Source organism: Yoonia vestfoldensis, assembly GCF_002158905.1.
In the GTDB taxonomy this organism is placed as follows: Bacteria; Pseudomonadota; Alphaproteobacteria; order Rhodobacterales; family Rhodobacteraceae; genus Yoonia; species Yoonia vestfoldensis_B.
The window spans coordinates 1,115,775-1,137,020 of the sequence record NZ_CP021431.1 but is presented as its reverse complement, the minus strand read 5'-3'; the positions used below and the strand labels follow the sequence as shown (position 1 = coordinate 1,137,020).

The window sequence follows — 21,246 nt, the reverse complement described above, 5'->3', positions numbered from 1 at the left end:
CCGGTCGCGCGTATTTCCTGACGTTGGTCTGGATGCCGCCCGCAGATGACGCGAGCCGCGCCGAGGGTTGGTTGCTGGAGAACCCACCGGATCGCAGCACCAAGCCACAGGATCTGATCTTGGGCTTTGTCGGCCGCGCCGACCGGCTGACTGATCTGCTCGACGGGTTCATGCCGGAGATCGCCTGGCTCTCCGATGAAGAGACCCTGACCTACCTGCATTCGACCGTTTCAACCCGGCGCCAACACGTCCGCGTGCCGGAGGTGCCGATGCATCTCGACGCGTTGCTGGCCGATGATCCGTTGGTGGGTGGACTGACACCCCGGCTCGGGACCGCGCATCTCAAGACCCTGACCATCATCGGGCTGCCAAGCGCCACCTGGCCCGGACTGCTCGACGAGTTGAACGCGCAAGGTTTCGAGTACCGCTGGTGCACCCGCGCGATCTGCCTCGACAAGACGGATGCCGCCCGGGTGTTCACCCGCATCCGCCGGCAGTGGTTCGCCAAGCGCAAGTCAGTGGCCGCGATCCTCAAGGAGGTGATGACCAACGAAGCCTCGACCTTGCTCGACAGCGACGCGGCCAACAAGGCGGCGGATGCCGATGAAGCGCTGCAGGAACTCGGCGCCGATGTGGCGGGCGCGGCTTACGTCACCGCCACGATCACCGTCTGGGAAGAGGACGCAGCAGCAGCCGAGGCCAAGCTGAAGGCCGCAGAAAAGATCGTGCAGGGGCGCGATTTCACCTGCATCCCGGAGACGTTGAATGCGCTCGAGGCCTGGCTCGGCTCCCTGCCCGGCCATCTCTACGCCAATGTCCGTCAGCCACCCATCTCGACGCTGAACCTCGCCCATATGATCCCGATCTCGGCGGTCTGGGCGGGGCCGGACCGGAACGACCATCTGGACGGCCCGCCGCTGTTCCACGCCGAAACCAACGGCACGACCCCGTTTCGCTTCTCCACACATGTGGGCGATGTCGGCCATACCTTGATCGTCGGCCCGACTGGCGCGGGCAAATCGGTCCTGCTAGCGTTGATCGCGCTGCAGTTCCGCCGCTACCCGGGCGCGCAGGTCTTCGCCTTCGATTTCGGCGGATCGATCCGCTGCGCCACGTACGCCATGGGCGGAGATTGGGAGAACCTCGGCGATGCACTGGCCGACGAGGCACCAGCGGTGCAGATGCAGCCGCTCGCGCGCGTAGACGAGGCGGCGGAACGCGCCTGGGCGCAGGACTGGCTCGCGGGGATCCTCGGGCGCGAAGGCGCGACGATCGACCCCGCTGCGCGGGACCATCTCTGGTCGGCATTGACCTCGCTCGCCTCGGCCCCGCCCGAGGAACGCACGCTGACCGGCCTCTCGGTCCTGCTGCAGTCGACCGAGTTGAAACGCGCGCTCAAGCCCTTCTGCCTCGGCGGGCCTTTCGGCCGGCTTCTGGATGCGGAGGCCGAGGACCTGGGCAGCGCCGAGGTGCTGGCGTTCGAGACCGAAGGATTGATCGGATCAGCGGCCGCACCCGCCGTGCTGGCCTATCTCTTCCACCGGATCGAAGCGCGGCTCGACGGACGTCCCACCATGATCCTGATCGACGAGGGCTGGCTTGCGCTCGATGACGCCAATTTCGGCGGGCAACTGCGCGAATGGCTGAAGACGCTGAGAAAGAAGAACGCCTGCGTTGTTTTCGCCACCCAATCGCTGGCCGACATCGACGGGTCCCTCATCGCGCCTGCCATCGTCGAGAGCTGCCCCACGCGGATATTCCTGCCCAACGAGCGCGCCTTCGAGCCGCAGATCGCACGGATCTACCGGAACTTTGGGCTGAACGACCGCCAGATCGACATCGTCGCCCGCGCGATGCCGAAGCACGACTACTACTGCCAGTCGCGGCGCGGCAACCGGCTCTTCTCGCTTGGCCTCGGCGAGGTGGCGCTGGCCTTCACCGCCGCCTCCTCCAAGGCCGATCAGGCCGCAATCAGCAATCTTATCGCCACCCATGGCCGGGACGGCTTTGCCGCCGGCTGGCTGCGCCATCGCGGTCTTGATTGGGCCATCGACCTGCTCGGGCCCGACATCGCACCAGCCGATCCGACAACCCCTCACCCTGACCAAAAGGAGACAGAACATGACCCGCAATCCTGAGCGCCCTGCCCTGTCCTGCAAACTCGCCGCCGCATTGATGGCCAGCGCCCTCGTCCTGACACCGGTCCTGACGACACCCGCCCAGGCCTTCTTCTTCGGGGGCGGCGGGCGGATCGTCTACGACCCGCGCAACCATGCCGAAAACATCCTCTCAGCCGCTCGCGCGCTGGAGCAGATCAACAACCAGATCGCGCAAATCCAGAACCAGGCGCAGATGCTGATGAACGATGCGCTGAACCTCGCGAACCTGCCGCATTCGTCGCTGGCGCAACTGCAGGACGCCATCGGCGAAACCCAGCGACTCCTGGCCGATGCCCAGAGCCTCGCCTTCGACGTAGCCACCATCGAACAGGCCTTCGCGCAGGACTACGGCGCTGCCGCAGCGCAGGGCGATTTCGACGCGATGATCGCAGGAGCGCGTGAGCGGTGGGAGACCTCGGTCGCGGGCTTCGAGGACAGCTTGCGCGTGCAGGCCGGGGTCGTCGGCAATATCGACGGCGCGCGAACTCAGATGGACGCGCTCATCCGCGAGAGCCAAGGAGCCGTTGGGGCCTTGCAGGTCGCGCAGGCTGGCAACCAGCTGCTCGCATTGCAATCTACACAGATCGCCGATCTGACCGCCGCCATCGCCGCGCAGAACCGCGCCGAAGCGCTGGAAGCCGCCCGCATCGCCTCCGCCGAGGCGCAGGGCCGCGAGAACCTCGCGCGGTTCCTCGATTACGGCGGCGGCTACTCCCCCGGCACCGTCCGTTTCTTCGGGGATTGAGCGCATGGCCCTCGACACCCCACAAACCTTGCGCCTGATCGCCTTCAGTATCGGCGGCCTAGCCGCCCTCGCCGCCGTGGTCGAACTGACCCGCACGGTCCTGCCCACCGACACCGGGCATGTGGTCAGGGATGACGCCTTGCGCAGCCCCCTCGCGCATTGCCGTGACCTGACGCCCGAAGACTACGCCACCGACACCGAATGCCGCGCCGCCTGGGAGGCGGCCCGGCAGCGCTTCTTCGATCTGGCTCCAGAGCCGGCCGGGACGGAGTAAGGCAATGGGCGGCGTCAGTGTCATCGACCGGTTTCTCGAGGTCTTCGCCTCCTACATCGATTCCGGTTTCGGCCTTCTGGGTGGCGACGTCGCCTTCCTCGCCACCACGCTGATCGTCATCGACATCACGCTGGCGGCCCTCTTCTGGGCCTGGGGTACGGATGACGACATCATTGCACGGCTGGTGAAAAAGACCCTCTTCGTCGGGGTCTTCGCCTATATCATCGGCAACTGGAACACGCTGGCCCGGATCGTCTTCGACAGTTTCGCGGGCCTTGGCCTGGTCGCTACCGGCGGCACCATTTCCGCCAGCGAATTGCTGCAGCCCGGGCGCATCGCGCAGATCGGACTTGAGGCCGGGCAGCCGATCCTCGCCTCCATCGCCGAGCTCTCCGGGTTCGTCGCCGTCTTCGAGAACTTCATCCAGATCGGGATCCTGTTCTTTGCATGGCTTGTGGTTCTGCTGTCGTTCTTCATCCTCGCGATCCAGCTTTTCGTCACCCTGATCGAATTCAAGCTGGCCACGCTGGCGGGTTTCATCCTCGTGCCCTTCGGCCTCTTCAACAAGACCGCGTTCATGGCCGAACGCGTGCTGGGCCTCGTCATTTCCTCCGGCGTCAAGGTTCTGGTCCTGGCCGTGATCGTCGGCATCGGGTCGACCATCTTCAGCGAGTTCACCGCCGGGTTTGCGGGTGAACCCACAATCAACGACGCGATGTCCGTGGTCCTCGGCGCGCTGGCGCTTCTCGCCCTCGGTATCTTCGGCCCCGGCATCGCCAATGGCATCGTCTCGGGCGGGCCACAACTTGGCGCAGGCGCCGCGGTCGGCACCGGTATCGCCGTGGGCGGGGCCGCGGTCGCCGGTGTGGCCGGGACCCGGATGGCACTTGGCACCGGTGGCGCGGCTTTGCGTGGTGCCAGTGCGGTTGGCAGCGGAACCGCGACCGCTTACCAACTTGGTGCCGCGTCCCGCAGCACAAGCCTCGGAAAAACCGTCGGTGGCGTGGCCGCTATCGGCAAGACCGGTGCCGTCGCCGCGTTCAGCCCGCTCCGACGCGCGATCTCGGAAGGCGCGCAGTCCGGTGCCCGCGCAGCCTATGCCGCAACCGGGGGACGGATGGCAGGTGGCGCCCTGCCCGCCCCGGCCAATGACGGCCCACCGGACTGGGCGCGCCGGATGAAGCGCCAGCAATCCCTTCAACACGGCCTTTCCACCGCCACTCATGTCATCCGCTCCGGAGACCATGGCGGCGGCGGCACGGTCGTCAGCCTCTCCGAAAGGTCCTCCTGATGTTCCGACGCCCCAGTGTCCGCTACGGCACCACGCCCGAGCCTGTCACCCCCTACCAGAAGGCTGCCCAGGTCTGGGACGAGCGCATCGGCTCGGCCCGCGTTCAGGCCCGCAACTGGCGCATTATGGCACTCGGTTGCCTCGCCCTGTCCGCCGGGCTCAGCGCGGCGCTCGCCTGGCAATCGACACGCAGCAGCGTCGTCCCCTACGTGGTCGAGGTCGACAACCTCGGTGCGGCACAGGCCGTCGCCCCGGCGCTCGCCGAGTATCGTCCGACCGATCCGCAGATCGCCTGGCATCTTGCCCGCTTCGTCGAGCATGTCCGGCAGGTCCCGGCCGACCCGATCGTGCTGCGCCAGAACTGGCTGCGCGCCTACGATTTCGCCACGGATCGCGGCGCTGTCGCGCTAAACGACCATGCCCGGGTGAACGATCCCTTCGCGCAGGTCGGCGACACGCAGATTTCCATCGAGGTCTCGAGTGTCATCCGTGCATCAGAGTCGAGCTTCCGCGTCGCCTGGATCGAGCGGCGCTACGAAAACGGTCAGCTCGCCACCACCGAACGCTGGACCGCCATCCTGACCGTCGTGATCCAGCCCCAGCGCGATGCAGAGCGCCTGCGGGCAAACCCGCTCGGCGTCTATGTCCATGCCATCAACTGGTCGAGGGAGAATGCCCAATGAGACGACATCGCCCCATCCCCGTTCTTCTTCTCGCAGCCACGGCGCTGACCGCCTGCACGGGGCAGCGCCCGCCCGAAATCGCCTATGACGACCAGGTCCCGGCCCTTGCTCCGCCGCCGGCACCACCCCCGGCCGAAGGACCGCCCCGCCCGGTTCACACGCCGCCAGCCTGGACGCCTTCCCGCGGCGGCAATCCGGTAGCGGACACGCCCGAGGCGCGCATCATCGCCGCCAATGCCGCAGCCCGGGTCGAGCCCCGCCAGCAGGGCTATTACAACGCCATGCAGGTTTTCCCATGGAGCGAAGGCGCGCTCTACCAGATCTATGCAGCACCCGGGCAGATCACCAATATCGCGCTCGAACCCGGTGAACGCCTGACCGGACCCGGCCCGATCGCGGCCGGCGACACCGCGCGCTGGATCATCGGCGACACCACCAGCGGCGCAGGCCGCACCGAGCGCGTCCATATCCTCGTGAAACCCACCCGCCCCGACATCACCAGCAATCTCGTCGTGAACACGGACCGGCGCACCTATCACATCGAGTTGCGTGCAAATGAAGAGGCCTGGATGCCCAGCGTCGCATGGGCCTATCCGGAGGTGCGAGCCACGCCCCGCACCCCGACAATTCGCCGTCCAGCGATCCCGCCCGAGGCCGAGCGGCACTACCGTTACGGCTTGCAGGGCGACGCCCCGCCCTGGCGGCCGGTCTCGGTCTTCGACGACGGGCGCCGTGTCTATGTCGTGTTCCCGCCCGGCATCGCCCAGGGTGAAATGCCCCCGCTCTTCGTGATCGGCGCGGATGGGCGCAGCCAGATCGTCAACACCCGCGTTCTCGGCAACGTGCTGATCGTGGACCGCCTGTTCGGGGCCGCAGAACTGCGTCTCGGCGAAAGACGACAGCAGGTCGTGCGGATCGTGCGGACAGATGGCGACCAGCGCCCGCCACGCACGCCCCAGCCGGAGGCGGCGCAATGACACAAGCCCCTGATATGCAACCGCCGCCACGGACCGAGGAAGACATCGCTCAGGAGCTTCGCCTCAGGCCCGATCCGCCCCGCGTCATGCGCCTGTCCCGCCGGGCCATTGCCCTTGCCACCGCAATCGGCGGACTTGGCCTTGGCGCGATCCTGATCGTGGCCCTGCAGAACAACCGGCAGGAGGTCAACCAGACCGAGCTCTTTTCCACCGAACGCATTCAGGCGGCTGAAGGGCTGTCCGCACTGCCTCGGGATTACGCCGATGTCCCGCGTCTCGGTCCGCCCTTGCCCGGTGAGCTGGGCCGCGCCATCCTTGGGGCGCAAGATCGCGGCCAGCCGGTACCGGCACCGCCCCTTTCCGGTCCATTGGCCCCCACAGTCGATCCGGAGGAACAACGCCGCCTTCAGGAACTCGACGCCGCCCGGCTGAGCGCCCTTTTTGCCGAGGCGCAAACCGTGCCGCGCAGCGGAAGACAGGCCACACCGACCTCCCCCGCGACCGGCGCGCTCTTCCCCTCCACATTGGGCAGCCCTACGGCAAACGATCCGGTCTCAAACCGGGAGGCCTTCCTCACCCGTCCCGGAGACACGGACACCGTCAGTGCGCAGCGCATGGTGCCGCCACTCAGCCCCTACATCCTGCAGGCCGGAACCGTGATCCCGGCCGCCCTGGTCACCGGCCTGCGCTCCGACCTACCTGGCCAGATCTCGGCCCAGGTGACTTCGAATGTCTATGACAGCCCCTCAGGACGATACCTGCTGATCCCGCAAGGCGCGCGGCTTCTGGGAGAATATGACAGCCGCATCGCATCCGGGCAAAGCCGCCTGCTCCTCGTCTGGACCCGCCTCATCCTTCCGGATGGTCGCTCCATTGTGCTGGAACGCGCGCCCGGCACTGACGGAACAGGCGCGTCCGGCCTGCAGGACCGGGTCAACTACCATTGGGGTCGCGTCTTCCTCGCCGCTGGCCTCGCCACGATCCTGAACCTCGGCCTGGAAAGCGGGGCCGACAGCGAGGATGACGTCGCCCGCGCCATCCGCGAGGCCGCGCAGGACACGATCGGACGGACCGGGGACGAGATCGTCCGGCAACAGCTCGCCGTCCCGCCGACACTGACCATCCGACCGGGCTTCCCCGTCCGCGTCATGGTCACCCGCGACCTGATCCTTGAGCCCTTGGGAGAAGTGAGATGACGAAGCTGAAGCTTGGCCCGATCCATGACGACAAGCCGGTCAAGCTGACCGTGGAACTTCCCGCCGATGTGCACCGCGACCTTTGCGACTACGCGGCGGTCCTCGGCCAACAGACCGGACAGGACCTTGAGCCCGCCCGCCTCGTCGCCCCAATGCTTGCCCGCTTCATGGCCACGGACCGCGGGTTCGCTGCAGCGCGCAAAACGGGATCGAAGGCGAACCGCAAGAAAGCAGACCCATCGAAGCCTCTGGATACCGATCACGGCTAAGTCTCTGTGAAATCGCAAGTCTCTTGGCAGATCGCATTGCACACGGATCGCACATCGGTTCGCCCTACCTTCCTCAAGTTGCTTGCGAGTCGGTCCGATCCTCCAGTAATCCCGATCTCAAGAGCCAGCCGCTCGCGTGGATGTGGTCGCATATCTTCGTGCCTGATAGCATGGCATGCACTGGGCCAATTTCGGAATCCGGGCAGCTCATGCTATGTTGCTGTGACCAGCAAGTGTTCAACTCCGAAAGACGAATAGCAGATCCCGGCAATCAGCCAAAATCAGACCAGTTCGTCCGCCGCGACCGTCACCTCATCTACCCAGGCCATCAGTGCTTCGGGATCAGACGGCAGCTGAACTGCCAGCCCTTCCGAGAATGTCTCGAAAGCCGGTCGGTTGAGTTCATTCAAGCCGACAAGAACGGGGATATCCATCGCGATCGCCTCGGCGATCACGTTACGGAACCCGCGCCCCTCGGCCTCGTGTTTGCCGAACTTGTTGACGATCAAGATATCCGCGCCGGAGGACAGGGTAGTCTCAACCATTGCGACCGCCGTTTCCAACGTGGCCGGGTCGAGGCGGCACCCCCGCGCCTGCGGACCAAGATCTTGACTGATGCGCAGAACGGCACCATCGGGCAGCACCCGCACATCCATGTCGCAGGGGCCGGCATCACAGCGCTCGCTGTTGATCTGGACAGTGCCGCAACATCTGAGTCCGCGCGCCGCGAGGTCGGTTGCCAGCCGTTCAAGAACCAGGTCGGTATCGCCGCGCCCCGGCGCCATCGTGTAGGCAAGTTTCATATCTGGACTCCTCAGGATTGACAGAAAGGTTGGAATACGACCAGCGCACCGGCTGGCAGGCAATCGGCATCGGCGGGCAGAAACATCAGCCCGTCGGCACCGGAAAGCAGCCCGACACGGGCCGAATGGGTGGCATCCTCGAAACGGACGATCTCGCGACCTTGGGCATCGAAACCGGCCAGCCTGGCGGGTCGCAGTTCGCAGCGCCCGGGCTTGCGGCGGATTGGGCTTGCGGTCACGACATGGCGCCGGGTCGGGATGGGTCCCTCGCCGCTCAGGGCACGGATCAGCGCCAGTCCGAAGACCTGCCCTGTGACGAATGCCGATACCGGGTTGCCGGGCAATCCGAGCCAGTGCGCCTTGCCAATGCGCCCGACTGACACCGGCTTGCCCGGTTTGATCGCGACGCCGCTGAAGAGGATCTCGCCCCCGAGAGCCATGAAGGCGGGTTTCACATGATCTTCCTCGCCGACCGAGATACCGCCCGTGGTGATGACAAGGTCGGCCTGCGCCGCCATCTCGCCCAATTGACGGACAAGGCCGGCAAGGTTGTCGGCACCCTGGGCCGAGGCGACGATGTCGACATCAGCAGTTGCGAGGCTTGCCGTCAGCATCGGTGTGTTCACGTCCCAGATCTGAGCGGCTTCGCGTGCGCCCCCGGCGCGGCGGACCTCGTCGCCGGTAACCAGAAGCGCCACGCGCAGCCTGCGCCTGACCCGTAAGATGCCTGCACCGGCGGCGGCGCAGGCGGCGATCTCCCTCGGGCCGAGCCTGCGGCCCTTGTCCAGTACGGTCGTCCCCTTGGCCATGTCACTGCCCGCGCGGCGGATGTTCTTACCCGGTTCAGGTCGGCGCGACAGATGAATGACGTCCCCGTCACGCAGGACGTCCTCCTGCATGACGACCGCGTCAGCGCCTTCCGGGATTGGTGCGCCCGTAAAAATCCGGGCCGCCACTGCTCCAGCAACCGGCGTCGTCACCGCCTGCCCGGCAGGCACGCGCACAACGACTGGCAATACCCAGGGTCCAGCGCCAGCCAGGGCCGATGTCGCGATTGCATAGCCATCCATCGCCGCATTGTCGAAAGCAGGCGCCATGGACCGGGACCGGACCGGCTGAGCGAGAATGCGGCCAAAGACGTGGTCGAGCGACAGGGCTTCAGTCCGGCCGACCGGTACAGTATGCGCCGCAATCCGGGCAAGCGCCTCATCGATGCTGATCAGCGGGTGAAGCATGTCCTGACTGTCACAGCCGCAGCCGGGTGACGCGATGGCTTGATGGATGGTCATTGTGATGCCTCCTGTGTGGATTGGGCGGCCTGGAAATGCCCGGGCCCGATGCTGCAATCGAGATCTCGCAGACGCCCGTCCCTGAGCCCGTAAATCAGGCCGTGCACGCGAACGACAGCACCGCGCGCCCATGCGCGTTGCAGGATCGGCGTTTCGCAGACGCGCCGCACGCCCTCGACCACATTGAGTTCGGCCAGCCGGTCGCGTTGTGCCTCAAAGTCGGGTTCGCGCCCCAGATCGACCGCGTAGGCGCGGGCCAGGCGCCGGATCGGTTCCAGCCAGTGATCGGCCAGACCATGGGGCAGATCCTCGGTCGCGGCCTTGACCCCACCGCAGCCGTAGTGGCCGCAAACGATGATCTCGCGCACATGCAACGCATCGACGGCAAATTCGAGCGCCGACAGCAGGTTCATGTCCGAGGAATGAATGATGTTGGCGACGTTCCGATGGACGAAGACCTCGCCCGGATCGAGCCCCGCGACCACGTTGGCCGGAACCCGGCTGTCCGAACAGCCGATCCAGAAAAACTCGGGCGCCTGAAGGGCGGCAAGGCGGGTGAAATAGTCAGGTTCTTCGGCATGGCGTTGTTGCGACCAAGCCAGGTTGCGGGCCAGAAGATCAGTCAGCATCGGTCGTCTCCAAAAGGTCGGGCAGCCCGCGCCGCGTTCGCATTTGTTTCGACAGGGTCTGCAGGTCGGACCGGGTCAGCCGGGCGCGGGCAATCGGCAAGAGGATCGCGTTTTCAGCAACAAGGTGGCGGCGCACATGCCCCGCGAAGCGCGACAAAAATGCGCGCTCCTTGGCGGTCAGATCGCCCCCCCTGTCGAGGCAACCAGCCAGCATCACACGCACGTCCGGCAGCAGGCGCTTTGCCTCATCCTGATCAGCCCTGATCCGGTCGATCGCACCCTCGATCGCATCCTCCTCGGTGCAGCGCCGGGCAAGAAGCGGGAACAGGTCCTCTGCCTCGTCACGCAGGTGGACGTTCAATTCTTCGTTCAGAAAGCGCAGGACAGTTGTCGCTGCCTGGCGATCAAAAGCGTCCACCGATGCCAGCCCGTCGATCACTGCGCAAATCTGACGTTCGCGCAGGTGATCTTCACTGATGAAATCCAGAGGATTTGCAAGCAGGCTCGGGCTTGTCGGTTTATCACCGCTCCCGCGCAGCAGAGGCTCTGACGGTTGCATGACACGTCCTTTCGCGTGGTTCAGATCGGCGCAAGACTTGCGCCGGTGATCTGTGCGCCGGTGGCCAGGGTTTCGACGAAGTCCCGTGATGCCCTTGCCCAAGCCGCCTTTTCGAGGGCCTGCGCGATTCTGGGGCGGACGGTCTCATAGGGCAGGACCTGACCCTGTGCAGTCGCGTTCAGGCGGATGATGTGCCAGCCGTGGCGCGAGAGAACGGGCGCCGGACTGATGCCGCCCTCGGGCAAGCCGCGCAGGGCCGCTTCGAACTCCGGCACGGTGTCGCCCGGGCCAAGCTGGCCCAGATGCCCAGCCGAAGCCTTGGAGCCGCAGTCGCTTTCACGGGCAGCGGCGGCAAACCCCTTGGCATCACCGTCAAGCCGCGCCAGCAGGGTAACGGCACGCGCCTCGGCCATGGCGCGTTCGGCGTCGTCGCGCGGATCACAGGCACACAGGATATGCGAGACATCCCAGAGCGGTGCGGATCTGTAACGGTCGGTGTCCTTTTGCCATTCTGCACGCACCGCGTCCTCGGCAATCGGCTCGATTTCCAGCGCTTCATCCAGAAGGGCACGGATCAGGGCTTCGTCCTCAGTCTCGAAGCGGTTTGGCGCCAGTTCCAGCGGGTCGGGCGTCAGCCCCCGGCGCTTCGCCTCTTGCAACAGCAGCGCGCGGATCGTCAAAGCCTGTGCGGCCTTGCGCCATGCGATGCCGGGCTTTTCGCGCGGTGCTTCGTGATTCTGGGCTTCGGCGGCGATGGCCGCCGAAGGGATGGTTTCGCCGTTCACGACGACATCGGGGAAAAGTGCGATGTTCATTGTGCCTACTCCGCTGGTGTGGTGGTTTCAGGGCCGGTTTTACCTTGCCGTGCATCATACGCAGCGCGGCGTTCTTCCAGCGGGCGGCGCCGGCGCGAGCGCACGATCTGGTATCCGGACCGCGTCAGCAGGTAGCGGAACGGGGCCGCAAAACCCGACCAGATATGCACCAACCGCGTGAACGGAAACAGCATCGTGATGATCAGGCCAAGGAAGATGTGCAGCTTGTAAAGCCAATGGACGTCGACCACGGTGACCCAAGCATTGATGTTCCAGGTTACAACGCTTTGCGACCAGGTCATGAAGCGGACCATTTCCGACCCGTCCATGTGCTGAAGGGTCTGCGTGATCGTCAGCAGGCCGATGGCCAGCTGGAGCCAGATCAGGACCATGATCAGAATATCCGGAAAGGTCGATGTCACACGGATGCGCGGATCTGCGAGACGGCGATGGATCAGCATCGTCGAGCCGATGAGTGCGGCGATGCCGGCAGGCCCCCCGATCAAGACGGCCATCCACTGCTTCAGCCCATAGGGAATACCTATGGCATCCAGCACCCAGACAGGTGTGAACAGACCGACCAGATGGCCAAAGAACACCGTCAGAATACCGACGTGGAACAGGATCGACCCCCAGATCAGCTGCTTGCGCCGCAATAGCTGGCTGGACGCGCTTTTCCAGGTGAAAGGATCACGTTCATAGCGGGCGATAGACCCCACAAGGAACACCGTCAGCGCGACATAAGGCATGACGCCAAAGATCACGAAATTGATATCGAAATTGCCGAACATGTCATGCGCTCCTGTTCAGGGTGTTGGTGGTCGGTGTGTCCATGCCTGCCAGCATGTCGCGGACCTGCGGGCATCCGGCGTTGGGATCGGGACCGAATGTCACCTCGGTTTCTTCCCAGATCGCATCCAGCGCCGCGAGGTCGGTCGGGTCATCTTCGGGTTGCGCCAGCATTTCAGCCACGGCAGCCGCGTCAACGGTTGTTCCCGACAGATGCATCAAGGCCGCAAAGACGGGGCCATATCGGCTTTCGCGCTTGTCCAGACGTGTGCGGATTGCGTCAAAGATATGTGACGCATCCGCCAGAATGTCCTGTGCTTCGGCAAAGGGACGGGTGGACAGGAATTCCAGCAGAACCGGCAGGTGGTCGGGCAATTCACTGGTGACAGGATCGAACCCGCCATCACGATAGGTTTCCAGCAGGCTGACCATTGCACCGCCCCTGTCACGGCTTTCACCGTGAACATGTTCGAACAGGTTCAGCGACAATGTGCGCGACCGATCGAACAACATGACATAGGATTCCTGCACGTCATAGATGTCGCCGGTGGCAAGCCAGTCTGTCAATTTGTCCAAGCCCTGCCCCGTCGCTGCGGGAACACGGGGGTCGGCCGCCAATGCGGCACGGATTTCGGGCATCGCGGCCTGCAATTCCTTTGTGGGATAGCTGAGCAGCAGCGAAAGCGACTTGAAAGTCAGGTCCAGCATCAGAATGTCTCCGTTGGTAGGGCAAATTGCTTTTTCTTGCCGCCGAACATGGTGGTCTTGCCGGTTTCGCCGGTGGAACAGCCGTTGCCATCGGTAAACCCGCAACCCCCGCGCAGTTCCGCGCCTTCTTCGTTTTGTTCGCGGTGCGCCGTGGGAATGGCGAAGCGATCCTCGTAATCGGCGATGGCCATGATTTTATACATGTCCTCGATCATCCGGCCCGACATGCCCACACGGGCGGCGATGCCTTCATCACGCACGCCGTCCACGCTCAGGGCACGCATGTAAAGCCGCATGGCAGACATCCGTTCCAGCGCATGCACGATCGGTTCTTCGTCCCCCGCCGTCAGCATGTTGGCGAGGTATTGGACCGGAATACGCAAGCTGCGCACGTCGGGCATCTGGTCGCTCATCGCGATCTGCCCGGCTTGGGCGGCGTTCTGGATCGGCGACAGCGGCGGGATGTACCAGACCATCGGCAGCGTCCGGTATTCGGGGTGCAGCGGGAAGGCGACCTTCCAGTCCATCGCCATCTTCCAGATCGGGCTGACCTTGGCGGATTCGATCCAGTCTTCTGGCACGCCGTCACGGCGGGCGGCGGCGATCACCTCGGGGTCGTTGGGGTCGAGAAACACATCCAGTTGCGCGCCGTAGAGATCGGTCTCGCGTTCGGCGCTAGCCGCCGCTTCGATCTTGTCCGCGTCATAGAGGATAACGCCCAGATAGCGGATACGGCCCACGCAGGTTTCCGAGCAGACCGTCGGCTGGCCGGACTCGATGCGCGGATAGCAGAAGGTGCACTTCTCGGATTTGCCGCTTTCCCAGTTGTAGTAGATCTTCTTGTAGGGACAGCCCGAAATGCACATCCGCCAGCCGCGACATTTTTCCTGATCGATCAGGACAATGCCGTCTTCTTCGCGCTTGTAGATCGCGCCCGAGGGGCAAGAGGCCGAACAGGTGGGGTTCAGACAATGCTCGCACAGGCGCGGCAGATACATCATGAAGGTATTTTCATACTCTCCATAGATCTCCTTCTGCACGCTCTCGAAGTTGTAGTCCTCAGACCGCTTGGCGAATTCGCCGCCGAGGATTTCCTCCCAATTCGGCCCCTTCTCGATCTTCTCCATGCGCTCGCCGGTGATCTTCGACCGGGGGCGCGCGGTGGGGAAATGGTCCATGTCGGGCGCGGATTTCAGGTGGTCGTAGTCGAAATCGAATGGCTCGTAGTAGTCGTCGATTTCGGGCATTGACGGGTTGGCAAAGATGTTCGCGAGGATCCGCCACTTTGACCCCTGTTTGGGATGCAGCTTGCCGCTGGCCGACCGTGTCCAGCCACCGTTCCAACGCTTCTGGTTTTCCCAGTCGGTCGGATAGCCGGTGCCGGGCTTGGTCTCGACGTTGTTGAACCATGCGTATTCAACGCCTTCGCGCGTCGTCCACACGTTCTTGCAGGTGACTGAACAGGTGTGACACCCGATACATTTATCAAGGTTCAGGACCTTGCCGATTTGTGCGCGAACTCTCATTCTGCTGCCTCCACTTTGCGTGTTGCAGGCTGATCCAGCCAGTCGATCATTTTCATCTTCCGCACGATCACGAACTCGTCGCGGTTGCTGCCCACGGTGCCGTAGTAGTTGAAGCCGTAGGACAGCTGCGCATAGCCGCCGATCATGTGGGTGGGTTTCAGCGTTGCGCGCGTCACCGAGTTGTGGATGCCGCCACGATGGCCGGTCTTTTCCGAGCCGGGCGTGTTCACGATCTTTTCCTGCGCGTGATACATGAAGAGCGTGCCCTGCTTGATCCGCTGGGACACTACCACCCGTGCCGTCAGCGCACCGTTGATGTTGTAGGCCTCGACCCAGTCGTTATCGACAAGACCAGCCTTTTGCGCGTCCACTTCGGACATCCAGACCACCGGCCCGCCTCTGTTCAGCGTCAGCATCAGGAGGTTGTCGGTATAGGTGCTGTGAATGCCCCATTTCTGGTGCGGCGTGATGAAGTTCAGCACCACATGCGGGCTGCCTTCGGCCGCATCGTTGTTGACGGCCTTGGTGATGGTCTTGAGGTCCACAGGCGGGCGGTAACTGACAAAACCTTCACCGAATGCACGCATCCACAAATGATCCTGATAAAGCTGCTGGCGACCCGTCAAGGTGCGCCACGGGATCAGCTCATGCACGTTGGTGTAGCCCGCGTTGTAGCAGACCTCTTCGCTTTCGATCCCTGACCATGTGGGGCTGGAAATGATCTTGCGCGGCTGGGCTGCGATATCGCGGAAACGGATCTTGGTGTGATGCGCGCCCTCCGCCAGATGGGCATGGTGGCGACCTGTCGGTTTCTCCAGTTCCTCCCATGCTTTCACGGCCACTTCGCCGTTGGTCTCGGGGGCGAGCATCAGGATCATCTCGGCCGCGTCTATAGCCGTTTCGAGTTTCGCGTGCCCCTTCGAAACACCCTCGTGCAGCACCACCCCGTTCAGATCACGCAGATGGCCGACCTCGACCTTGGTATCCCAGGTGATCCCCTTGCCACCGTTGCCGAGTTTCTCGAGCAACGGACCGACCGAAGTAAACTTCTTGTAGAGGTTTGGATAATCCCGCTCGACCGCGATATAGTTCGGCGCGGTCTTGCCGGGGATCAAGTCGCATTCGCCCTTCTTCCAGTCCTTCACATGGGCCTGCGCCAGTTCGCCGGGGGTGTCGTGCAGCAGCGGAAGTTGGACGATGTCCGTTTCCACGCCCAGCACCTCGGGCGCCACTTCCGAAAACTTCCGGGCGATCGACTTGAAGATTTCCCAGTCGGATTTGCTCTCATAGGCCGGGTCCACAGCCGCCTGCAGCGGGTGGATGAACGGATGCATGTCGGACGTGTTCAGGTCGTCCTTTTCGTACCAGCTGGCCGTGGGCAGAACGATGTCGGAATAGACGCAGGTGGTGGACATGCGGAAGTCGATGGTCACCAGCAGGTCGAGTTTGCCCTTGGGCGCCTCGTCATGCCAGACGGCCTCTTTCGGCATTACGCCGCCTTCCTGGCCCAGATCCTTGCCCATCACACCGTGATCGGTGCCAAGCAGGTGCTTGAGGAAGTATTCATGCCCTTTGCCGGATGATCCCAGCAGGTTCGAGCGCCAGACAAACAGGTTGCGCGGCCAGTTTTCGGGTGCATCAGGGTCTTCGCAGGACATCTGCAAGGCACCCGATGCCAACTGTTCTGCGACAAAGGCGGGAATGTCCTTGCCCGCCCCTTTCGCCTGTTTGGATACTTCAAGCGGGTTGGTCTTGAGTTGTGGTGCCGACGGCAGCCAGCCCATGCGCTCGGCGCGGATGTTGTAGTCGATCAGCGAAATGTCCCAATCACCTTCCGGTGCGGTAGGCGACAGGATCTCGCCCGCGCGGAGCGTTTCATAACGCCACTGGTCGGTGTGGGCGTACCACGCGGAGGTCGAGTTCATGTGGCGTGGCGGGCGGCTCCAGTCCAGCGCGAAGGCCAGCGGCTGCCAGCCCGTTTGCGGGCGCAGTTTTTCCTGACCGACATAGTGCGACCAGCCGCCGCCTTCCTGACCGATGCAGCCGCACATCACCAGCATGTTGATGATACCACGATAGTTCATGTCCATGTGGTACCAGTGGTTCAGACCGGCCCCGAGGATGACCATGGACTTGCCGTGGGTCTTTTCGGCGTTGCCCGCGAATTCGCGTGCGACAGCTATGATCTTCTCGCGGTCGACACCGGTGATTTTTTCGGCCCATGCAGGGGTATAGGGACTGTCGTCGTTGAAATCCTTTGATACCCAATCGCCGCCAAGGCCCCGATCAAGCCCGTAATTGGCGCAGAACAGATCGAACACGGTGGCGACCAGCGCCTCCTTGCCATCGGCCAGCGTGACACGGCGCGCAGGGATGTTGCGGGTCAGCACCTCTGGATGGTCGCATTTGACGAAATCGCCCGTGGCAGCACCGCCAAAATAGGGGAAGTCGACGCCCACGATTTCGTCGTGATCACCCTCCGATATCTGGCTCAGGCGCAGTTGGGCCTCGACCCCCTTGGCGCACTGTTCTAGGTTCCACTTACCTTCCTCACCCCAGCGGAACCCGATGGACCCGTTCGGCGCCACGATCTGGCCCGAAGCCTTATCATAGGCAACAGTTTTCCAGTCGGGGTTGTTGGTCTCGCCCAGTTTCCCGTCGAAATCATCAGCACGCAGCATCCGGCCCGGCACAAGGTGGCCGTCCTTTTCATCCAGACGCACCAGCATCGGCATGTCGGTGTATTTACGGGCGTATTCCTCGAAATAGGCGGCCTGCCGATCCAGATGGAACTCGCGCAGGATCACGTGGCCCATGGCCATGGCCAGCGCCGCATCGGTGCCGGCCTGCGGGTTCAACCAGATATCGCCGAACTTGGCGGCTTCCGAGTAATCGGGGCTGACCACGGCGGATTTGGTGCCGCGATAGCGCACCTCGGTGTAGAAATGGGCGTCGGGCGTGCGCGTCTGCGGCACGTTCGAGCCCCAGAGCATCAGGAAACCCGCATTGTACCAGTCGGCCGATTCCGGCACGTCGGTCTGTTCGCCCCAGGTCTGCGGCGAAGCGGGCGGAAGGTCGCAATACCAGTCGTAGAACGACATGCAGGTGCCGCCCAGAAGCGACAGGTAGCGCGAGCCCGCGGCGTAGCTGACCATCGACATGGCCGGGATGGGCGAAAAGCCGAATACCCGGTCGGGGCCGTAGGTCTTGGCCGTGTAGGCGTTGGCGGCGGCGACGATTTCGGTCGCTTCGTCCCAACTTGCCCGGACGAAACCGCCCTTGCCGCGCGTCTTGGTGTATGATGCACGCAGGATCGGATCGTTCTGGATTGCAGCCCATGCCGCCACAGGCGTCATCGTTTCGCGCATCTTGCGCCAGACGCGCATCAGGCTGCCGCGGATCAGCGGGTTCTTCACCCGGTTCGCGGAATACAGATACCAGCTATACGACGCCCCCCGCGCACAGCCCCGCGGCTCATGGTTGGGCAGCCCCGCGCGGGTGCGCGGATAGTCGGTCTGCTGGGTTTCCCAAGTCACGATGCCGGATTTTACGTAGATCTTCCAAGAACAGGACCCGGTGCAGTTCACCCCGTGGGTAGAGCGGACGATCTTGTCGTGCCGCCAGCGGTTGCGATAGGTATCCTCCCAGTCGCGGTTCTCGGACGTGGTTTGTCCCCAGCCGTCGGAAAATTGTTCCAACTTGTTGCTTTTGAGGAAGTTCATTCTATCGAGCAGATGGCTCATGGCTTGGTCCTTTCGTTATTCGGCTGGTTGGGCAGAGGTCAGGTCGCGACCGCCACACTCGATGTCGTGAAGAAGGCCACCGCGGCGGGTGTAGACGGCCCAGGTGATGACCACGCAAACCGCGTAGAAGATCAAAAAGGCCCACAGCGCGCCGACAGCCGATCCGGTCATCGCGATGGATGTGCCGTAGGCCTTGGGGATGAAGAATGCGCCATAGGCCGCGATGGCCGAGGTGAAGGCGGTGATCGCACCGGATTCCATGGCGATCTGGCGCTTGGTGTCATCCGCGCCCAGATGTGGCATCAGGCGCGGCACCTCGCGGCCCATGATCACGGGAATCATCTGGAAGGTGGACGCATTCCCGACCCCGGTCAGGAAGAACAGTGCCATGAAGCAGGCAAAGAACCCCATGAACGACCCGACACCAAGGAAAAAGATCACACCAAAGGTCGCGACGATCATCGCAGCGAAGGTCCACAAGGTCACCCGTCCGCCGCCAAAGCGGTCACTGATCCAGCCGGTGCCGGCGCGGCTGAGAGCGCCCACCAATGGGCCAAGGAACACGTAGTTCAGGGCGTTCACCTCGGGAAAGGCGAGTTTGGTCAGCAACGGGAACCCGGCAGAGTAACCGATGAAGCTGCCGAAGGTGCCGGTGTAAAGGATACACATCAACCAGTTATGCTTGCGTCCAAAGATGACCGCCTGCGCGGCGAAACTGGCGCGGGCGTCGGCAATGTCATTCATGCCCAGCCACGCGGCGACAGTGGCCGCAAGGATGAAGGGCACCCAGACGAAGCCTGCGTTCTGCATCCAAAGTTGCCCGCCATCGGACATGGTCTGCGGTTGTCCGCCCATGGCACCGAACACACCCGCGGTGATGACAATAGGGACAAGGAACTGCATCACCGACACACCAAGGTTCCCAAGACCTGCGTTCATTGCCAGTGCGTTGCCTTTTTCAGCTTTCGGAAAGAAATATCCGATATTCGCCATCGAAGAGGCAAAGTTGCCGCCACCAAAGCCGCAAAGCAGCGCCAGCGTCAGAAAGATCAGATAAGGCGTGTCAGGGTTCTGCACCGCATAGCCGATGCCGATTGCGGGCAAGAGAAGCGACGCCGTAGACAACGTCGTCCACAGCCGGCCGCCAAAGATCGGCACCATGAAGCTGTAGAAGATACGCAAGGTCGCACCTGACAAGCCTGGCAGTGCTGCAAGCCAGAACAACTGGCTTGGCGCGAAGTCGAAACCGATCGCGGGCAGACGCGCTACGACCATCGACCAGACCATCCAGACCGAAAAGGCCAGCAAAAGTGCAGGGATCGAGATCCACAGGTTGCGCCGCGCAATGGCACGACCCTTGGCCTCCCAGAATTGCGGGTCTTCGGGATGCCAGTCTTCCAGCACACGCGGCATGTCGGTGCGCAGCGTATGGATTTCCTGCATCTCGGGAAGTTGCGGTAACTGGTCCAGAACCTCGCCATGGGCAGCACGTTCCATTGCACGGACCGACAGATGCATCCATGTCAGCGCGATCGCGACAAGAACGAACAGCAGTGCAAAGCAGCTTGTGTAGATGCCCGTCAGGTCAAGAAGCGCACCAAAGGCAATGGGCAGGATGAAACCACCAAGACCGCCGATCATACCCACAAGGCCGCCCACAGCACCCACATGCCCGGGATAATAGACCGGAATGTGCTTGAAGACCGCAGCTTTGCCGAGGCTCATAAAAAATCCGAGCGCGAACAACGTGACCACGAACGGCCACAGACCCATCTTCGTCGAGAACGCGATCGGGCCGTCCTTGCCTTGAATAACGTAGTCGGTGGGCGGATAGGACAGCATGAACAGGAACAGCATGGAAAAACCAAAGGTCCAATACATGACCGCCCGCGCACCAAATTTATCGGACAGGTGTCCGCCGTAGGCGCGGAACAGCGAGGCTGCCAGACTGAACGAGGCGGCAGCCATCCCGGCCGTGCGCACGTCGACACTGTAAACGTCGATCAGGTAGTGCGGCAGCCAGAGTGCAAGGGCGACAAAAGCGCCAAAAACAAAAAAATAGTAGAGAGAAAAACGCCAGACCTGCAGGTTCTTGAGCGGTGCAAACTGCTGTGCAAAAGACGGCGCCTTGGCACCGGTCTTGCGGCGTTCGACCAGTTCGGGATCATCCTTGGCCAAAAGAAAGAACAACACGCCGATAATCGCCAGACCTGCCGCCCAGACGTAGGCGACGCCATGCCAGCCATAGGCGACCATGACGAAAGGGGCGACGAATTTGGTGATTGCCGCGCCGACATTGCCCGCACCAAAGATACCCAGTGCCGTGCCCTGATGCCCTGCATCATACCAGCGGCTGACATAAGCGACGCCGATAATGAACGAGCCACCAGCCAAGCCGATGCCAAGTGCCGCGATCAGATACATGATATAACTGTCCGCCAGTGTCAGCGCCCATGTGGCCAGCGCGGTCAGGATCATCTGAGACGAGAACACCAGACGCCCGCCATATTTTTCGGTCCAGACACCCAGAAACAGGCGGCTGATCGAGCCGGTCAGGATCGGTGTCGCCACCAGCAGACCGAACTGTGTGTCATTCAGGTCCAGTTCGGCCTTGATTGCCACACCGATGATGGCAAAAATTGTCCAAACCGCAAAACAGGCAGTAAAGGCGATCGTGCTCAGGCTCAGGGCGCGCGTTTGGTCGACGGGTGAGGCTGTAACTGAGGTCTGCATTGTGCATCTCCGGCAAGTTGTTCTGACGACCTATTTCCAGGCTGCCTCCGAAAATGAT

Annotated in this window: 17 protein-coding genes and 1 pseudogene; 8 read left to right on the top strand and 10 right to left on the bottom strand. The window is 63.1% G+C overall.

What is annotated here, in order from left to right:
• Positions 1-11: 11 nt before the first annotated feature.
• The 8 genes and pseudogenes from trbE to LOKVESSMR4R_RS05525 all read left to right on the top strand — a co-directional run.
• Positions 12-2,138: pseudogene (gene trbE, locus LOKVESSMR4R_RS05560) on the top strand (conjugal transfer protein TrbE); the annotation flags it as partial.
• On the top strand, positions 2,122-2,904 hold the full coding sequence (gene trbJ, locus LOKVESSMR4R_RS05555) for a P-type conjugative transfer protein TrbJ (protein ID WP_087206665.1): 783 nt from the start codon (positions 2,122-2,124) through the stop codon (positions 2,902-2,904). The pseudogene trbE and the gene trbJ, both read left to right, overlap by 17 nt.
• A gap of 4 nt (positions 2,905-2,908) precedes the next feature.
• Positions 2,909-3,178, top strand: coding sequence for a putative entry exclusion protein TrbK-alt (gene trbK-alt / locus LOKVESSMR4R_RS05550; RefSeq protein WP_087206664.1), 270 nt, complete (start codon positions 2,909-2,911; stop codon positions 3,176-3,178).
• A 4-nt stretch (positions 3,179-3,182) separates the two neighbouring features.
• Positions 3,183-4,469, top strand: a complete 1,287-nt coding sequence (gene trbL / locus LOKVESSMR4R_RS05545; RefSeq protein WP_087206663.1) for a P-type conjugative transfer protein TrbL — start codon at positions 3,183-3,185, stop codon at positions 4,467-4,469.
• Complete coding sequence (gene trbF, locus LOKVESSMR4R_RS05540) at positions 4,469-5,152, top strand: conjugal transfer protein TrbF (protein ID WP_087206662.1); 684 nt, start codon at positions 4,469-4,471, stop codon at positions 5,150-5,152. Before trbL ends, trbF begins: the two co-directional genes overlap by 1 nt.
• The gene (gene trbG, locus LOKVESSMR4R_RS05535; RefSeq protein WP_087206661.1) at positions 5,149-6,129 is read left to right on the top strand and encodes a P-type conjugative transfer protein TrbG; all 981 of its coding nucleotides are present in this window, start codon (positions 5,149-5,151) and stop codon (positions 6,127-6,129) included. The genes trbF and trbG overlap by 4 nt, the downstream gene beginning before the upstream one ends.
• Positions 6,126-7,325, top strand: coding sequence for a TrbI/VirB10 family protein (locus LOKVESSMR4R_RS05530; RefSeq protein WP_237331916.1), 1,200 nt, complete (start codon positions 6,126-6,128; stop codon positions 7,323-7,325). Before trbG ends, LOKVESSMR4R_RS05530 begins: the two co-directional genes overlap by 4 nt.
• A complete protein-coding gene (locus tag LOKVESSMR4R_RS05525; RefSeq protein ID WP_087206660.1) occupies positions 7,322-7,594 on the top strand; it encodes a DUF2274 domain-containing protein in 273 nt (90 codons plus the stop codon). Before LOKVESSMR4R_RS05530 ends, LOKVESSMR4R_RS05525 begins: the two co-directional genes overlap by 4 nt.
• A gap of 281 nt (positions 7,595-7,875) precedes the next feature.
• Here the strand turns inward: LOKVESSMR4R_RS05525 and LOKVESSMR4R_RS05520 are convergent, their stop codons facing one another.
• The 10 genes from LOKVESSMR4R_RS05520 to LOKVESSMR4R_RS05475 are packed head-to-tail and all read right to left on the bottom strand — an operon-like array spanning position 7,876 to position 21,188.
• Complete coding sequence (locus LOKVESSMR4R_RS05520; protein WP_087206659.1) at positions 7,876-8,397, bottom strand: DUF2478 domain-containing protein; 522 nt, start codon at positions 8,395-8,397, stop codon at positions 7,876-7,878.
• 11 nt (positions 8,398-8,408) lie between these two features.
• On the bottom strand, positions 8,409-9,686 hold the full coding sequence (gene glp / locus LOKVESSMR4R_RS05515) for a gephyrin-like molybdotransferase Glp (protein ID WP_087206658.1): 1,278 nt from the start codon (positions 9,684-9,686) through the stop codon (positions 8,409-8,411).
• Positions 9,683-10,315 carry a carbonic anhydrase gene (locus LOKVESSMR4R_RS05510; RefSeq protein ID WP_087206657.1) on the bottom strand — a complete coding sequence of 211 codons (633 nt, stop codon included), beginning with the start codon at positions 10,313-10,315 and terminating at the stop codon, positions 9,683-9,685. The genes glp and LOKVESSMR4R_RS05510 overlap by 4 nt, the downstream gene beginning before the upstream one ends.
• The gene (locus LOKVESSMR4R_RS05505; RefSeq protein WP_087206656.1) at positions 10,305-10,874 is read right to left on the bottom strand and encodes a hemerythrin domain-containing protein; all 570 of its coding nucleotides are present in this window, start codon (positions 10,872-10,874) and stop codon (positions 10,305-10,307) included. Before LOKVESSMR4R_RS05505 ends, LOKVESSMR4R_RS05510 begins: the two co-directional genes overlap by 11 nt.
• 20 nt (positions 10,875-10,894) lie before the next feature.
• Complete coding sequence (locus LOKVESSMR4R_RS05500; RefSeq protein WP_087206655.1) at positions 10,895-11,689, bottom strand: peptidylprolyl isomerase; 795 nt, start codon at positions 11,687-11,689, stop codon at positions 10,895-10,897.
• A gap of 5 nt (positions 11,690-11,694) precedes the next feature.
• On the bottom strand, positions 11,695-12,480 hold the full coding sequence (gene narI, locus LOKVESSMR4R_RS05495; protein WP_087206654.1) for a respiratory nitrate reductase subunit gamma: 786 nt from the start codon (positions 12,478-12,480) through the stop codon (positions 11,695-11,697).
• A 1-nt stretch (position 12,481) separates the two neighbouring features.
• Positions 12,482-13,186 (bottom strand): nitrate reductase molybdenum cofactor assembly chaperone, encoded by a 705-nt coding sequence (narJ, locus tag LOKVESSMR4R_RS05490; RefSeq protein WP_204248728.1) that lies wholly within the window; start codon positions 13,184-13,186, stop codon positions 12,482-12,484.
• Positions 13,186-14,712 (bottom strand): nitrate reductase subunit beta, encoded by a 1,527-nt coding sequence (gene narH, locus LOKVESSMR4R_RS05485; protein ID WP_087206653.1) that lies wholly within the window; start codon positions 14,710-14,712, stop codon positions 13,186-13,188. Before narH ends, narJ begins: the two co-directional genes overlap by 1 nt.
• Positions 14,709-18,455: a nitrate reductase subunit alpha gene (locus LOKVESSMR4R_RS05480; RefSeq protein WP_087206652.1), complete on the bottom strand. Its 3,747-nt coding sequence runs from the start codon at positions 18,453-18,455 to the stop codon at positions 14,709-14,711. The genes narH and LOKVESSMR4R_RS05480 overlap by 4 nt, the downstream gene beginning before the upstream one ends.
• Positions 18,456-18,470: 15 nt before the next feature.
• Positions 18,471-21,188, bottom strand: a complete 2,718-nt coding sequence (locus LOKVESSMR4R_RS05475; protein ID WP_087206651.1) for a nitrate/nitrite transporter — start codon at positions 21,186-21,188, stop codon at positions 18,471-18,473.
• Positions 21,189-21,246 lie beyond the last annotated feature (58 nt).

Coding starts and splice junctions, on each gene's coding strand:
- trbJ (WP_087206665.1), top strand. CDS start 2,122: ATGACCCGCAATCCTGAGCGCCCTGCCCTGTCCTGCAAACTCGCCGCC.
- trbK-alt (WP_087206664.1), top strand. CDS start 2,909: ATGGCCCTCGACACCCCACAAACCTTGCGCCTGATCGCCTTCAGTATC.
- trbL (WP_087206663.1), top strand. CDS start 3,183: ATGGGCGGCGTCAGTGTCATCGACCGGTTTCTCGAGGTCTTCGCCTCC.
- trbF (WP_087206662.1), top strand. CDS start 4,469: ATGTTCCGACGCCCCAGTGTCCGCTACGGCACCACGCCCGAGCCTGTC.
- trbG (WP_087206661.1), top strand. CDS start 5,149: ATGAGACGACATCGCCCCATCCCCGTTCTTCTTCTCGCAGCCACGGCG.
- LOKVESSMR4R_RS05530 (WP_237331916.1), top strand. CDS start 6,126: ATGACACAAGCCCCTGATATGCAACCGCCGCCACGGACCGAGGAAGAC.
- LOKVESSMR4R_RS05525 (WP_087206660.1), top strand. CDS start 7,322: ATGACGAAGCTGAAGCTTGGCCCGATCCATGACGACAAGCCGGTCAAG.
- LOKVESSMR4R_RS05520 (WP_087206659.1), bottom strand. CDS start 8,397: ATGAAACTTGCCTACACGATGGCGCCGGGGCGCGGCGATACCGACCTG.
- glp (WP_087206658.1), bottom strand. CDS start 9,686: ATGACCATCCATCAAGCCATCGCGTCACCCGGCTGCGGCTGTGACAGT.
- LOKVESSMR4R_RS05510 (WP_087206657.1), bottom strand. CDS start 10,315: ATGCTGACTGATCTTCTGGCCCGCAACCTGGCTTGGTCGCAACAACGC.
- LOKVESSMR4R_RS05505 (WP_087206656.1), bottom strand. CDS start 10,874: ATGCAACCGTCAGAGCCTCTGCTGCGCGGGAGCGGTGATAAACCGACA.
- LOKVESSMR4R_RS05500 (WP_087206655.1), bottom strand. CDS start 11,689: ATGAACATCGCACTTTTCCCCGATGTCGTCGTGAACGGCGAAACCATC.
- narI (WP_087206654.1), bottom strand. CDS start 12,480: ATGTTCGGCAATTTCGATATCAATTTCGTGATCTTTGGCGTCATGCCT.
- narJ (WP_204248728.1), bottom strand. CDS start 13,186: ATGCTGGACCTGACTTTCAAGTCGCTTTCGCTGCTGCTCAGCTATCCC.
- narH (WP_087206653.1), bottom strand. CDS start 14,712: ATGAGAGTTCGCGCACAAATCGGCAAGGTCCTGAACCTTGATAAATGT.
- LOKVESSMR4R_RS05480 (WP_087206652.1), bottom strand. CDS start 18,455: ATGAGCCATCTGCTCGATAGAATGAACTTCCTCAAAAGCAACAAGTTG.
- LOKVESSMR4R_RS05475 (WP_087206651.1), bottom strand. CDS start 21,188: ATGCAGACCTCAGTTACAGCCTCACCCGTCGACCAAACGCGCGCCCTG.